Source organism: Stappia sp. (genome assembly GCF_040110915.1).
Taxonomy (GTDB): Bacteria; Pseudomonadota; Alphaproteobacteria; order Rhizobiales; family Stappiaceae; genus Stappia.
The window spans coordinates 4,296,195-4,310,145 of record NZ_CP157793.1 but is presented as its reverse complement, the minus strand read 5'-3'; the positions used below and the strand labels follow the sequence as shown (position 1 = coordinate 4,310,145).

Genomic DNA, 13,951 nt, shown 5'->3' with positions numbered 1-13,951 from the left:
AACGGGAGGCCGAAGGGCCTCCCGGAAACCGCGATCACGCCAGAGCCGGCTGGATCTTCTTGCAGGCCTCGACAAGGCCATCCACCGAGGCGACCGACTTGTCGAACATCGCCTTCTCGTCACCGGTCATCTCGATCTCGATGACGCGCTCGACGCCCTCGGCGCCGATCACCACCGGCACGCCGACATAGGTGTCGTTCAGCCCGTACTGGCCGGTCAGATGCGCGGCGCAGGGCATCACGCGCTTCTTGTCCTTCAGGTAGGCCTCGGCCATCGCGATCGCGGAAGAGGCCGGCGCGTAGAAGGCGGAGCCGGTCTTCAGCAGGCCCACGATCTCGGCACCGCCGTCGCGGGTGCGCTGGACGATCTCTTCCAGACGCTCTGCCGTGCACCAGCCCATCTTGACCAGATCGGGGAGCGGAATGCCGGCGACCGTCGAATAGCGGGTGAGCGGCACCATGGTGTCGCCGTGGCCGCCGAGCACAAAGGCGGTGACGTCTTCCACGGAGACGTCAAACTCCTCGGCGAGGAAGTAGCGGAAGCGGGCGCTGTCCAGCACGCCGGCCATGCCGACCACCTTGTTCGCCGGCAGGCCGGAGAACTTCTGCAGCGCCCAGACCATCGCGTCGAGCGGGTTGGTGATGCAGATCACGAAGGCGTCCGGGGCATGCTCCTTGATGCCGGCGCCGACCTGCTCCATCACCTTCAGGTTGATCTCCAGAAGGTCGTCGCGGCTCATGCCCGGCTTGCGCGGCACGCCGGCGGTGACGATCACCACGTCGGCGCCGGCGATCGGCTCGTAGCTGTTGGCGCCCGACAGCTTGGCGTCGAAGCCGTCGACGGGGGAGGATTCGGCAAGGTCGAGCGCCTTACCCTGGGGCGTGCCTTCGGCGATGTCGAAGAGGACGATGTCGCCGAGTTCCTTCAGGCCGGCGAGGTGGGCGAGCGTGCCGCCGATCTGTCCCGCGCCGATCAAAGCGATCTTGTTCCGAGCCATATCCTATTGCTTCCCTTTACGTAAAATGGAGCATTGGCCGTTCTCAACGGTCGGGCATGGCACTAAACCCTTTGGGCGTTCCGCGCAAGCTAATCGAAGGAATACCCGCGCGCGACGCGCTCACTCCACCTCCCGCAGCCAGCTTTCGGAGCGCATTTCCGTCAGACGTGACACGGTGCGCTGAAACTCGAAGGATTCCGTCCCGGTTTCCGCAAGATAGAGGCCGTCGGGCTCGGCCTCGGCGGAGACGATCAGCTTGTTGCGGTTGTCGTAGAGCGTGTCGATCAGATTGATGAAGCGCTTGGCGGCATTGCGCTGCGGCAGCTCCATTACCGGCACATGCTCCAGAACAAATGTATGATACGACTTCGCCAGCCGCTGATAGTCGGCCGCGCCGAGCGGCTGCTCGCAAAGTTCCGCAAACGTAAACCGGGCCACGCCGGCCGCCGTCCGCGGCACGGGGATGTGCCGGCCCTTGACCTCCAGTTCCTCCGCATGCGCCGGCAGACCGTGGGTGAGCTTGCGCCACAGCGCCTCGACCCCGGCGTCGCTGTCGGGTCCGAGCGGGCTCATGTAGAGCGGCGCCCCGGCGAGCTTCTCCATCCGGTAGTCGGTGCGCGCGTCCAGGCACAGCACGTCGACGCGCGTCTTGAGCAGTTCGACGAAGCCCAGGAAATGGCCGCGATTGAGCCCGTCGCGATAGAGATCGTCGGGCGCCACATTCGACGTGGCGACCACCACCACCCCCTGTTCGAACAGCCGGGTGAACAGGCGGCCGAGGATCATCGCGTCGGCGATATCCGTCACCGTGAACTCGTCGAAACACAGAAGCCGCGTTTCGGCCGACAGTTCGGCGGCCACCGGCGGGATCGGATCGTCGCCTGCGATGTCGCCGTCGCGTATCGCCGCGCGCACCCGGTGCACCCGCTCGTGCACATCCGCCATGAACTCGTGAAAATGCACGCGCCGCTTCTTGCGCGTGACCGCGATGTCGAAGAACAGGTCCATGAGCATGGTCTTGCCGCGCCCGACCTTGCCCCAGACGTAAAGACCCTTTAGCGGTTCTCGCGCCTTGCCACGCTTGCCGAAGAGCCAGCCGAGCGCGCTCTTCTTCGAGGCCGGGCCGGTTTCCGCCAGCCCCTCGTTGAGCCGGTCGAGCGCCGCCACGACGGCCGCCTGGGCCGGATCGTGCTCGATCTCGCCCGCTTCGATCAGGGTCCGGTAGCGGCCCTCCACCGTATGCGTAATGGCGATGGCGCCCTGCGGCCTGCGGCCGGGCGCAGACGGGCGCGCGGCCTGCTCCCGCGATGCCGGCCCTTGAGACGGCTGCCCCCTGGAGATTTGCGGATCCGACACTCTCGTTCCCCCGCCCGATGCTGACAGGCGCTGGATAGCCCGCCCCGGGCCGGTCGTGCAACCGCCGTCGCGGGTCGCGCCCGTGCGGTCAGTCGCCTTCGCGCGACGCAGCCGGGTCACCGGAGGCGAGAAAGGCGTCGTCCACCGGCACCTGAAGACCCGTCGCGAGCCGGTTGGTCTCGCTGGCCATGCCGACGACGGCGAGCAGCTCGCCCAGTTGCGCCTCGCTCATGCCCCTGGCGCGTGCTGCGGCCGTATGCGAGCGGATGCAGTACTCGCAGCCGTTGGCGATGGAGACCGCGACGTAGAGCAGTTCCTTGGTCAGCGGATCGAGCGCGCCGGGCGCCATCACCTCCTTGAGGCTCGACCAGGTGCGCGCCAGAAGCGCCGGGTCGTTGGCCAGAACGCGCCAGAAATTGTTGATGAACTCGGTGTTGCGCGTGGCCTTGATGTCCGCGATCACCGCTTGTGCGGCGTCGGACATTTCCGCCTCGTCCAGAATCGGCCAGACCGACATGAGCCCCCTCCCCGATCTCGGTGCCCGCCGTGGCGGGCCGCTGCAGGCAACGCCGCTCATCGTCAGCGGGACGCTTTTCGCTCCCCGCCCGCGGTCAGCGGGCGTCTTGCGAGCTTCGTGCCCGCGGTCAGCGGGACATCTCTCCTTTTGCGTCCGCCTTCAGCGAGACGGCTTTGTTTTTTGTGCTCGCCTTCAGCGAGACAGCTTTGCTTTTTGTGCTCGCCTTCAGCGAGACGGCTTTGTTTTTTGTGCTCGCCTTCAGCGAGACGGCTTTGTTTTTTGTGCTCGCCTTCAGCGAGACACGGTGATCGGCGCGCCGGTCGAGGTGCGGCCCGAGAAGCGTTCGGGGCCGGTTGCATAGAGTTCCGCGATGGTCGCGCCGGCCGTGTCCTTCAGCGACACCGTCTTGCCCTGCAGGTCCCAGGCCGAAACGGTTTGCAGCGCCGGCGTGGTGCAGCCGCGCGAATTGGCCCGGTAGCCGCCGCTCCAGGTGGTCAGCGTCATGAACAGCTTGCAGCTGTCGGCGCCGGACGCGACCGTCCAGCCGCCGAGCATGTCGCTGCGCCCGACCTCGCGCGCGCCGGCCGGCGGGCCGCTCGCCAGCGGATCGGCCGCGGCGACTTGCGTTCCGTCCGCGCCGTCGGCGAGCGTGCCGTCGAGCGTCGTCGTTTCGACCGGCTCCTGCGTCAGCATCGGATCGACGGGTTCCAGCGACTGGCTGCTGACCGGCGCGGCGGGCGTCGCCGGCAGGGGCGCCGCGCGGTTGCCGTAGCCGAGCCGCTGGCAGCCGGCCAGGACCACCGCGAGACCCAGAACAACGGCGACGGGAGCAATCGCGGGGGCGCTGATGGGGGAAAGGGAGCGAATCATGCGCGTGTCATCCTCAGTCTGGGCACTGGCTCGGTCTTGCCTCGGTTTCGGCTCGGTCTCGGGTCTCGCCACCCGGTGTGGACATGCTCGCCTGCAGGCCTTCTTCGCACGTTTTCCTTTCGATCCGCGTCGGACTTGCAATCCCTGACGGCGCTCCGCCGGGCGCGAATCGATCCTGTCATGTTAGCGCAGGACACATTGGCCTGCCCATGGCGATCCTCTGTCTTTTCGGTGACCATTTGGTTGATGGGGGCGCGTGGCGCGCCATCAAAGCGCCGCACTCGGCGGGCTAGAGTGCCCGCAGGTCTGGGGAGACCACCCGAGGCGGGCGCCCTTGAAAACGAGGAGCGCCGCATGGCCGACATGCATGATACGCCGCACCCATCCGATCCAGCACGTGCCCATCACGCCGACAGGCGGACCACCGACAGGCGGACCGCTGACAGGCAGTCAACCGGACCGACTGCGACCGGGCGGGATCGATCGCCGCGCGCGACCCTGGACGCCGGCTACTTCCGCAAGCTGACCTTCGCCGATCAGGCGCGGTTCCGCGATCACCTCCTGCGCCTCGATCCTGATGGCCGCCGGGCGCGCTTCGCCATGCCGGCGAGCGATGCCTTTCTGCGCTGCTATGCCGAGACGAGCTTCACCCTCGGCACCGTGCTGCACGGCTATGTCGTCGACGGGACGCTGCGGGCCGTCGCCGAGTTGCGCCCCTGCGGCGATCCGAGAACGGCGGAAGCCGCCTTTTCCGTGGAAGCCTGCTGCCGGCAATCCGGCGTCGGCACGCGGCTGATGGAGCTCACCCTCATCGCCGCGCGCAATCGCGGCTGCCACCATATCTACATGAATTGCCTTGCCACCAACCGCGCGATGCAGGGTCTTGCGCGCAAGTTCACGCGGGACCTCACCTTCGAGATGGGCGATGTGGTCGGACGGATCGACCCGCGCGGCCCTTCGCCCTTCTCGGTGATGCGCGAGCAGATCGGCGATCTGTTCGGCTGGTTCGGGGCCCTGGTCGACACGCCGGCGCACGGCGACAACCGGGCCGAACGGCCGTAGAGCCGGGGCGCCAACCCCATCGCGGACCGGGCCAGCGTCACGCCGACCGGCGCAGGGCGCGGGCCGGGCGGCGCAGACTGCCGTGATCGAGCGCCAGTCGGGTCGCCCGGCGGATGGCACGAAATGCCTCGCGGGTTGCCTCGCGCGCCGCGTGGTGCATCGCGCCGGACGCCGGTACGCCGGGCACCTGCCAGTCGGCCCGCTGCACATGGCGCGGCCAGGCGTCGCGCAGGGCCGCGTGCAGGCCCGGCGTCAGCGCGATCACCATGTCGGGCATCGGCGCATGGTCGAGCGCGAAAAGCTGCCAGGCCTTCGGCTGCAGGCCCGACGCGGGAATGCCGTTCTCGCCGAGCACCCCCGCGACCCTCTCGCCGAGGCGCGCGGCCGGCTCAAGTCCGGCGGAAAAGGCCCGCACATCGCCCTCGCCGGCGGCATTGAGATAGGCCTCGGCCATCGGGCTAAGCACGGCATTGTCATGGCACAGGAACAAGACCGTCACGGCCATCGCGCACCTCACTGATCGGGACGAATCGCCCCCCGTTCCCCTCGCGGCTTCCCTTAAGCGCGCGGAGGCACGAGATTATGACGACACGTCCCTTCGATGCCGGAGGTCGACAGCGGATCGCCGGTGCGGGAGGCGGCGCGCCGTCAGTCCTTGGCGAAACTGTCGAAGGCGGCCAGCGCCTCGGCGCCGTAGATCATCGACGGACCGCCGCCCATGTAGACGGCGACACCGATCGCCTCCATCACCTCTTCACGCGTCGCGCCATATTTCGCCGCCGCCTTGGCGTGATAGGCGAGACAGCCGTCGCAGCGCGCGGCGATGCCGATCGCCAGCGCGATCAGTTCCTTGGTCTTGCTGTCGAGCGCGCCTGCCCCGATGGCCGCGCGGGCGATCTCATGAAATCCCTTGGCCACTCCGGGAATGCCGCTGCGCAGGTCGCCCATGCGCTGGTCGGTCTGGGCGATGAAGGCTTGCCAGTCGCTGACGGCCATCTGTGTCTCCTTGACGGTTTGACTGGCGCGCCGACCTCGGCGCGCCGGGGCCACAAAGCCCGCACCCGACGCCGCGCGCCTTGCGCTGCATCAAACGGAGCCGACAATCGCGCCCGGCATTGCCCCAGAACCGCCGCGTGGCCCGGCCCCGCCCCTTGACGTGGCCGAAAAATACGCGAAAACCGCAGGATATCGCCGAGACGCTCCGCGGCCCGCCGCCGCGGCGTGTCCTCCGCCACCCGCCCCGGAGCCCTCATGCCCTTCGCGATCTGGTGCCTGCTCGCCGCCGCCATCCTGCCGATCCTCTCGGCCTTTCCGGCCAAACTGTCGAAGGACTTCGACAACGCGCGCCCGCGCGATCCCGACTACTGGAAGGACGGTTTTCGCGCCCGCGCGGCGGCCGCCCAGGCCAACGGCTTCGAGGCCTTTCCGTTTTTCGCCGTGGCCGTGATCGTCGGGCTGTGGCAGGGCGGCGACGCGGCGTGGATCGACCAGCTCGCGGGGCTCTTCATCGGCGCGCGCGTCATCTACGTGGTCTGCTACTGGACCGATCGGTCGACCCCGCGCTCGCTCGCCTGGGCGGTCGCCTTTCTTTCGGCCGTGGCGATCTTCACCAGCCCGGTGTGGAGTTGAGGCCGGCGGCCCGCGACGTCAGGTCTCCCAAACGGTGGCGTTTTCGGAAAAATCCGGGCGCTGGGGCGCCACCACGCAAAAGCGGTGGCCGCTCGGGGCTTCCATCACCACCCAGCCCTTGATCTCCGCGACACGTGTCGCGCCGAGGCGCTCGAGACGCGCGACCTCCGCCGGAATGTCGTCGGTCTCGATGTCGAGATGCACCCGCGAGGGATGCTCCACCGCCTGCACGAGCACCCGCACCTCGCCGGGCCGCCCGGTCAGGTCGCGATACTTCGGATCCTTCGGCTCGGCTTCTTTCTCGCAGCCAAGCGCGGCGGCCCAGAAGGCCTCATGCGTGCCCGCATCCGGGCCCTGACAATCGATGACGATGCATCCCAGGCGGCTTCTGTGCATGTCGGCTTCCTCTCCCCGCCGCGCAGTCGCGCAAGAACAATGCATGAACATTGCAACCGGCGCGCGCTCTTGTCAACCGCGCGACCGGTGCCGTGCCGCCTTTTGCCCGGATCGCGCCGACCGGGCCCGAAACGCAAGAAGGCGGGCCGAGGCCCGCCTTCCAGCTGCAAGATCCGATGTTTGCGGAGGGGACCGCCTCACACGCGGCGTTCGACCATCATCTTCTTGATCTCGGCGATCGCCTTGGCCGGATTCAGCCCCTTCGGGCAGGCCTGGGCGCAGTTCATGATCGTGTGGCAGCGGTACAGCCGGAAGGGGTCTTCCAGATCGTCGAGCCGCTCGCCGGTCGCCTCGTCGCGGCTGTCGATCAGCCAGCGGTACGCCTGCAGCAGCACGGCCGGGCCGAGGTAGCGGTCGCCGTTCCACCAGTAGCTCGGGCAGGAGGTGGAGCAGCAGGCACACAGGATGCACTCGTAGAGCCCGTCGAGCTTGGCGCGATCCTCGTGGGACTGACGCCACTCCTTTTCCGGCGCCGGCGTCGTCGTCTTCAGCCAGGGTTCGATCGAGCGATGCTGGGCGTAGAAGCGCGTCAGGTCCGGCACCAGATCCTTGACCACCGGCATGTGCGGCAGCGGGTAGATCTTCACCGGCCCGTCGCCGATCTCGTCCATGCCCTTGGTGCAGGCGAGCGTGTTGGTCCCGTCGATGTTCATCGCGCAGGAGCCGCAGATGCCCTCGCGGCACGAGCGGCGGAAGGTCAGGGTCGAATCGACCTTGTCCTTGATGTAGATGAGCCCGTCGAGCACCATCGGGCCGCAATCGTCGCGGTCGACGTAATAGGTGTCGATGCGCGGGTTGCGCCCGTCGTCCGGGTTCCAGCGGTAAATGCGGAACTCCTGCAAGCGGTTCGACCCGGACGGCTTGTCCCAGACCTTGCCATCCGACACTTGCGAGTTCTTGGGAAGCGTCAGCTGTACCATCGTGTCATCGCTCCGCGTTCGGCGCCCGTGGTCCGGGGCGCTCACGTCGTCAGGTCGTCAAGCGGCGCGCTCGAAGACCGTGTTGTCATCCGTGACCCCGACCGCCCGATAGCCGAGAGCGCCGAGCCGGGCCTCGCAGTCGGTGCGCCAGTGATCCCGGCAATTCGTTTCCAGCAGGATCGCGCCCGGCCGCCTGTCGGCCGGTACCATGTCCAGATAGGGCAGGAGCGCCCGGTCCTCGAAGCCCTCGACATCGACCTTCAAGACATCGGCGCGGGCGATCCCGTGCGCGTCCAGAACCTCGGCGAGCGGACGGACATCGACCCTGCGCGCACGCCAGTCGTCGGCCCCGTCCTCGTTCGCCAGACCCTCCACCAGGGTGGCGAAGCCGCAATTGGACGCGGCACTCCACAGCGCCCGTGTCCCGGTGTCCGGCCCCACCGCGCAGACCTCCACCGCCACTTTCGTCAGGTCGTTCGCCGCGATGTTGTAGGACAGCCGCTCGGCGGTCTCCGGATTGGCCTCGATCGCCAGCACCCTGGCTCCGCGCCGGGCCGCGTCGAGGCTGTAGCTGCCGACGTTGGCGCCGATGTCGACGAAGGTCACGCCGGGGCGCAGGTAGGGCGCGATCAGCGCATGCTCGGCCCGCTCGGGCAGCCGCCCGCGCGCCAGGATCTTGCGGTCGTCGTAATTCGCCCCGGGGTAGAGGCGAAACCGCAGGCCCTCGGCCTCCGCGTCATAGGGCCCGCGAAAGAGACGCGCCACGAGACCGCGCACCCGCTTGCGGAGCCAGCTCGACATCTCGCGACGGTCGGCAAGCCCCCAGGCAATCCGGCCCCAGCCCTCGGCACAATAGGTGCCGAAGGGGGAGACGGTGTCGCTGGGGTGCTCGCCGGCCATCCTGATCGCCAACCGGTCAGTAGACGCGCGCCTTGGGCGCGATCTTGGCCGGGTCGATGCCGCCCTCGTTGTGCGAGGTCAGCGGATCGACGATCACCGGGCGGTAGTCGAGACGGACCTCGCCGGCCTCGCTCACCCAGGCGAGCGTGTGCTTGCGCCAGTCGTCGTCGTTGCGCCCGCCCATCGGACCGTCCTTGTAGTCCTCGCGGGCATGGGCGCCACGGCTTTCCTTGCGGGCTTCGGCGCCGTAGACGGTGGTGATGGCATTGGCCATCAGGTTCTCCAGCTCCAGCGTTTCCACCAGATCGGAGTTCCAGATCATCGAACGGTCGGTGACCTTGAGGTCGCCGAGCTCGCCCCAGATCGCCGTCAGGCGGTCGCAGCCCTGCTTGAGGCTGTCCTGCGTGCGGAAGACGGCGGCGTCTTCCTGCATGGCGCGCTGCATCTTCTCGCGCAGCTGCGCGGTCGGCGTCGCCCCGTCGGCATGGCGCAGCTTGTCGAAGCGGGCCATGATCTTGTCGCAGCTCGCCTCGTTCGGCGTCGGCACGGCCGACTTCGGATCGACGACCTCCGCCGCGCGGATCGCCGCCGCGCGGCCAAAGACCACAAGGTCGATCAGAGAGTTGGACCCGAGACGGTTGGCGCCATGCACCGAGGCGCAGCCCGCCTCGCCGACGGCCATGAGGCCGGGCTGGATGGCGTTCGGATCGTCCTTGGTGGGGTTCAGCACCTCGCCCCAGTAGTTCGTCGGGATGCCGCCCATGTTGTAGTGAACGGTCGGCAGCACCGGGATCGGCTCCTTGGTGACATCGACGCCGGCGAAGATGCGCGCCGATTCCGAGATGCCCGGCAGGCGCTCGGCCAGGATGTCCGGATCCAGATGGTCGAGATGCAGGAAGATGTGATCCTTGTTCTTGCCCACCCCGCGGCCTTCGCGGATCTCCATGGTCATGCAGCGCGACACGACGTCGCGCGAGGCGAGATCCTTGGCCGACGGCGCATAGCGCTCCATGAAGCGCTCGCCCTCGGAGTTGACCAGATAGCCGCCCTCGCCGCGCGCGCCCTCGGTGATGAGGCAGCCGGCGCCGTAAATCCCGGTCGGGTGGAACTGGACGAATTCCATGTCCTGAAGCGGCAGGCCGGCGCGCGCCACCATGCCGCCGCCGTCGCCGGTGCAGGTGTGGGCCGAGGTCGCCGAGAAATAGGCGCGGCCGTAGCCGCCGGTCGCCAGAACCACCATCTTGGCGGCAAAGCGATGGATCGTCCCGTCATCGAGGTTCCAGGCAATCACGCCCTGGCACTCGCCGTCGTCCGACATGATCAGGTCGAGAGCGAAATACTCGATGTAGAATTCGGCGTTGTTCCGCAGGGACTGGCCGTAGAGCGTGTGCAGGATGGCGTGGCCGGTGCGGTCGGCGGCCGCGCAGGTGCGCTGCACCGGGGGGCCGTCGCCGTAGTTCTGCATGTGGCCGCCGAAGGGGCGCTGGTAGATGCGCCCGTCCTCGGTGCGCGAGAAGGGCACGCCGTAATGCTCCAGCTCGTAGACCGCCTTGGGCGCCTCGCGGGCCAGATACTCCATGGCGTCGGTATCGCCGAGCCAGTCGGAGCCCTTGACGGTGTCATACATGTGCCACTGCCAGCAGTCGGGCGTCATGTTCTGCAGGCTGGCGGCGATGCCGCCCTGCGCCGCGACCGTGTGCGAGCGGGTCGGGAACACCTTGGTGATGCAGGCGGTTCTGAGCCCCTGCTCGGCCATGCCCAGCGTCGCGCGCAGACCCGCGCCGCCGGCTCCGACGACGACCACGTCATAGGAGTGATCGACAAAGGAATAGGCTTGTCCTGCCATGGTTTCAGCCTCCGAAGCTGATCTTGAGAACGGCGAAGATCGAGGCAAAGCCGATGAACGCCGAAAAGAAGGTGTTGCCCATCAGCGACAGGAACTTCAGCCCCTCGCCGTGGATGTAGTCCTCGATGATCACCTGCATGCCGAGCTTCATGTGATAGACGGCCGACAGGATCACGAGGAGCAAGATGATCGCCACCAGCGGATTGGCAAGGGCCGCCGACACGTCGGCGTGGCTGCCGCCCTGAAGCGCGACGATCAGGACAATGAAGAAGGAGATCAGCACGACGTTGGCCACCGCGGTGACGCGCTGGCGCCAGAAGTGGTCGGTGCCGTCCTTCGCGGATCCCAGTCCGCGGACCCTGGCGAGGGGGGTGCGCATGTCGCTCATGATGATGTCTCCCTCAACGAACCGCGTAACCGATGATCCACAGCAGGACCGTCAGCGAAACCGAGCCGGCGAGCGTCGCGCGGGCGAGCCATTCGCGCGCCTCGGGGCCGAAGCCGTGACCCATGTCCCAGATGAAGTGACGCAGGCCGCCGAGCATGTGGTGGAGCAGTGCCCAGGTGAAGCCGAACAGCACCAGCCGCCCGAGGATCGACCCGTAAATCGCGTTCACGAAATCGAAATAAGCCGGACCGGCGGCCGCGGCAACGAGCCACCACGCGACCAGGATCGTGCCGAAATAGAGCGCGCCGCCGGTGATGCGGTGCAGGATCGACATGATCATCGTGAAGATGGGCTTGTAAATCTGGATATGCGGCGAAAGCGGCCGGCTGTTTTTCATCCCGACATCCGACATGGGTCGTTCTCCCGTTTCCCGTCACGGCCGTCGCGTCAAGGCTTACGTTTACGTAAACGACAGCTAAATCAGGGCCTTGTATGCCTGCCTTCTAGCGCCATCATGCCGAAACGTCAAAGCAACTATCGGCGAAGGCAGTCCGGACCCTTTGACGGAGCGGCGATATGGGCGGGAAACTCAGGGATGGCGGGCGACGGGGACGCGACCTTCCCTATAGGTCAACCTCTTGTGCAGATGCACCATCAGCACGGTCGCGAAGATCGGGGTCAGCAGGTTCAGCAGCGGGATGGCGAGAAAGCCGGCGATGGCGAGACCGGCCAGAAAGACGGTCGTGGAATGCTGACGGCGGAAGGCCCGGGCCTCCTCCGGCGCGCGAAAGCGCATGGCGGCGAACTCGAAGAACTCGCGCCCCAGCAGATAGCCGTTGACCACCGCGAAGGCGATCAGGTTCACCCCCGGCACCAGCAGCAGCACCAGGGCGAGCAGGTTGCCGGCGATCACCACGCCGGTGAACTTGATCGCCTGCGGCAGCGCCTGGGCGAGCGGCATCGCCTTGCCCGGCGGATCGGCCGGATAGTCGCCGCGCTCCACCACCTCGGCGATATCGTCCTGCAGGATGCCGGCGATGACCGCCGTGACGGGCGCCACCAGAAAGCCGAGCAGAAAGATCGCGCCGATGCCGGTCAGGAGCGACAGCGCCGTCTCGAGCCAGGGATAGGGCAGGACCACGAGGGTCGCCACCGCCCCGTTGAGCGCCACCCAGACGAGCAACAGCAGCAGCAGCGTGTACCCGAGCGTCTTCCAGAAGATCGCCCGCAAGGGCGGCTCGAAGATCTGGGTCAGGGCGCGAAGGGCGGAAGCGATCATCGTGTCGAGCGATCTCAGGTTGGGGAACAGGCGAAGGCCGCGCGTCGGAACCCGGCGTCCGCTCAGGTAGGCGGGCGCGACCTGTCCCGCAAGGGCCAGCGCCAGCCACCCGCCCGGGCTCACCCCCGCTCGACCCAGGTGCGAATCAGCCAATGGGCGATGGAGAGCGCCGGCGGCACCCGGACCCCGTCGGGATGCGTATCGGCCAGCATGGCGCGGACCTCGTCGCGCGAGAACCAGCGGCAGGCCTCCAGTTCGCTTTCGTCCATCGTGATGGCCCGCGTGGTCGCGGTGCCCTGGCAGCCGATCATCAGCGAGGCGGGAAAGGGCCACGGCTGGCTCGCCAGATAGGACACCGCGCCGACATGAATGCCGGCTTCCTCGAAGACCTCGCGCCGCACCGCTTCCTCGATGGTCTCGCCCGGCTCGATGAAGCCGGCGAGCGTCGAATGGACGCCCTCGGGCAAACGCGGGGGGCGTCCCAGCAGGCAGTCGTCGCCATGGGTGACCAGCATGATCGCCACCGGATCGGTGCGCGGGAAATGCAGCCCGCCGCAGGCCGGGCAATCGCGCCGGTAGCCGCCCTGCGTCATCGCGCTTTCCGCCCCGCAGCGCGAGCAGAAGCGATGCGTCGCGTGCCAATGGAGCAGCGAACTCGCCTGCGCCACCATGCCGAGGTCGCCCGCCGGCAGGCCCGCCTGGGCGGCGAGCGAGCGCACGTCGATGCATTTCACCCCGGGGGTGTCCGTCTCCAGCGCCTCGACGCTGACTGCGAGCCGCGCGGCGAAGACCGGCGCCGCATCGGAATCGCCGAAGCCGAGCAGCACGTCCTCCCCGTCGAGCCCGATGCGATCGCCGAACGCGCGCGGCTGCAGGAGCCCCGGCGTCTCGCCCCGCACATCGGCGACGACGCGCCCCTCACAGAAGAACACATAACGGGCGGCGGCGCTGTCGCGGTGCCGGGCGAGCCAGGCGGCATCGCCGCGATGCTCGGACTGGCGGTCGAGCGGATTGCCCTGAAAGGCGAAGCCGAAGGGCATCGGCGAATCAATGGTCATGGGGCCTCGGTTTCTTCGGTCTTGTCGGTCTTGTCGGGTGTTCGGCATCGCGCGGGTGCGGGCCTCGGTGTCGGGCCGGCCTATCCCGCGTCGACCAGCCGGGCGGCGAGCCGGGACGCCAGGGCCTGCGCGACCTCCGGCGCATAGGGTTCCGCCGTGCCGACGCCCCAGACGGGACCGGGCCAGGCCGCATCCTCGGGAAAGCGGGCGATCACATGCACATGCAGCTGCGGCACCATGTTGCCGAGTGCCGCGACATTGAGCTTGGGGCAGCCGGTTTCCGCCTTGAGCGCCCGGGCCACGCGGTCGAGTTCCGCCATCAAGGCGACCTGCTCCGCCGGCGCGAGATCGATGAGATCGACGAGATCGGGCCTTTGCGGGATCACCAGCAGCCAGGGAAAGCGGCTGTCGCTCATCAGCCGCACGGTGGCGAGATCGAGATCGGCGACCGGCAGGCTGTCGGCGGCCAGGCGCGGGTCGAGGTCGAAACGGGGCATGACTGGCTCCTGGCCCGAATGGCGCATGTGGCGTGGGATCGGCGGCCGCGAACGCGCGCCCGGCGGAGCGCCACTATACAGATGCGACCGGCCGGGCGCGACCGGCCCGCAGCCCTCCCGCTTGCACATCCAACGGTGCGATTGCCGTTGACGGTCGCGCCCTGCGCATTGCATCC

At 68.0% G+C, this 13,951-nt stretch carries 17 protein-coding genes; 2 read left to right on the top strand and 15 right to left on the bottom strand.

The annotated features are described in order from the left end of the window. Nucleotides 1-34 precede the first annotated feature (34 nt). The 4 genes from mdh to ABL312_RS19305 form a co-directional block, all read right to left on the bottom strand. A complete protein-coding gene (mdh, locus tag ABL312_RS19320) occupies nt 35-997 on the bottom strand; it encodes a malate dehydrogenase (protein WP_349359026.1) in 963 nt (320 codons plus the stop codon). 120 nt (nt 998-1,117) lie between these two features. Next, a complete protein-coding gene (gene zapE, locus ABL312_RS19315; protein WP_349359025.1) occupies nt 1,118-2,353 on the bottom strand; it encodes a cell division protein ZapE in 1,236 nt (411 codons plus the stop codon). Between the two features lie 88 nt (nt 2,354-2,441). Then, nucleotides 2,442-2,870, bottom strand: a complete 429-nt coding sequence (locus ABL312_RS19310; RefSeq protein WP_349359024.1) for a carboxymuconolactone decarboxylase family protein — start codon at nt 2,868-2,870, stop codon at nt 2,442-2,444. A gap of 291 nt (nt 2,871-3,161) precedes the next feature. After that, nucleotides 3,162-3,740, bottom strand: coding sequence for an AprI/Inh family metalloprotease inhibitor (locus tag ABL312_RS19305; protein WP_349359023.1), 579 nt, complete (start codon nt 3,738-3,740; stop codon nt 3,162-3,164). A gap of 354 nt (nt 3,741-4,094) precedes the next feature. Here ABL312_RS19305 and ABL312_RS19300 point away from each other — a divergent pair, with 354 nt between their 5' ends. Beyond that, nucleotides 4,095-4,802: a GNAT family N-acetyltransferase gene (locus ABL312_RS19300; RefSeq protein ID WP_349359022.1), complete on the top strand. Its 708-nt coding sequence runs from the start codon at nt 4,095-4,097 to the stop codon at nt 4,800-4,802. A 37-nt stretch (nt 4,803-4,839) separates the two neighbouring features. On the opposite strand, the gene ABL312_RS19295 is transcribed toward ABL312_RS19300, so the two are convergent. Further along, entirely contained in the window at nt 4,840-5,307 is a 468-nt protein-coding gene (locus tag ABL312_RS19295; protein WP_349359021.1) for a low molecular weight phosphatase family protein, read from the bottom strand. A 143-nt stretch (nt 5,308-5,450) separates the two neighbouring features. Further along, nucleotides 5,451-5,798, bottom strand: a complete 348-nt coding sequence (locus ABL312_RS19290) for a carboxymuconolactone decarboxylase family protein (RefSeq protein ID WP_349359020.1) — start codon at nt 5,796-5,798, stop codon at nt 5,451-5,453. A 255-nt stretch (nt 5,799-6,053) separates the two neighbouring features. Here ABL312_RS19290 and ABL312_RS19285 point away from each other — a divergent pair, with 255 nt between their 5' ends. After that, nucleotides 6,054-6,431: an MAPEG family protein gene (locus ABL312_RS19285; RefSeq protein ID WP_349359019.1), complete on the top strand. Its 378-nt coding sequence runs from the start codon at nt 6,054-6,056 to the stop codon at nt 6,429-6,431. An 18-nt stretch (nt 6,432-6,449) separates the two neighbouring features. Here the strand turns inward: ABL312_RS19285 and ABL312_RS19280 are convergent, their stop codons facing one another. From ABL312_RS19280 to ABL312_RS19240, 9 genes are all read right to left on the bottom strand, one after another. After that, nucleotides 6,450-6,827 carry a VOC family protein gene (locus tag ABL312_RS19280; RefSeq protein ID WP_349359018.1) on the bottom strand — a complete coding sequence of 126 codons (378 nt, stop codon included), beginning with the start codon at nt 6,825-6,827 and terminating at the stop codon, nt 6,450-6,452. 197 nt (nt 6,828-7,024) lie between these two features. Continuing rightward, nucleotides 7,025-7,807: a succinate dehydrogenase iron-sulfur subunit gene (locus tag ABL312_RS19275; RefSeq protein WP_349359017.1), complete on the bottom strand. Its 783-nt coding sequence runs from the start codon at nt 7,805-7,807 to the stop codon at nt 7,025-7,027. 57 nt (nt 7,808-7,864) lie between these two features. After that, on the bottom strand, nt 7,865-8,707 hold the full coding sequence (locus tag ABL312_RS19270) for an FkbM family methyltransferase (protein WP_349359016.1): 843 nt from the start codon (nt 8,705-8,707) through the stop codon (nt 7,865-7,867). A 16-nt stretch (nt 8,708-8,723) separates the two neighbouring features. Continuing rightward, nucleotides 8,724-10,553 (bottom strand): succinate dehydrogenase flavoprotein subunit, encoded by a 1,830-nt coding sequence (gene sdhA / locus ABL312_RS19265; protein ID WP_349359015.1) that lies wholly within the window; start codon nt 10,551-10,553, stop codon nt 8,724-8,726. A 4-nt stretch (nt 10,554-10,557) separates the two neighbouring features. Further along, nucleotides 10,558-10,941, bottom strand: a complete 384-nt coding sequence (sdhD, locus tag ABL312_RS19260) for a succinate dehydrogenase, hydrophobic membrane anchor protein (RefSeq protein ID WP_349359014.1) — start codon at nt 10,939-10,941, stop codon at nt 10,558-10,560. Nucleotides 10,942-10,954: 13 nt separating this feature from the next. Further along, nucleotides 10,955-11,353 (bottom strand): succinate dehydrogenase, cytochrome b556 subunit, encoded by a 399-nt coding sequence (gene sdhC / locus ABL312_RS19255; RefSeq protein WP_349359013.1) that lies wholly within the window; start codon nt 11,351-11,353, stop codon nt 10,955-10,957. A 177-nt stretch (nt 11,354-11,530) separates the two neighbouring features. Next, the gene (locus ABL312_RS19250) at nt 11,531-12,343 is read right to left on the bottom strand and encodes a sulfate transporter family protein (protein ID WP_374730154.1); all 813 of its coding nucleotides are present in this window, start codon (nt 12,341-12,343) and stop codon (nt 11,531-11,533) included. After that, entirely contained in the window at nt 12,340-13,278 is a 939-nt protein-coding gene (nudC, locus tag ABL312_RS19245) for an NAD(+) diphosphatase (protein WP_349359012.1), read from the bottom strand. Before nudC ends, ABL312_RS19250 begins: the two co-directional genes overlap by 4 nt. 80 nt (nt 13,279-13,358) lie before the next feature. After that, on the bottom strand, nt 13,359-13,775 hold the full coding sequence (locus tag ABL312_RS19240) for an HIT family protein (protein WP_349359011.1): 417 nt from the start codon (nt 13,773-13,775) through the stop codon (nt 13,359-13,361). Nucleotides 13,776-13,951: the final 176 nt, after the last annotated feature.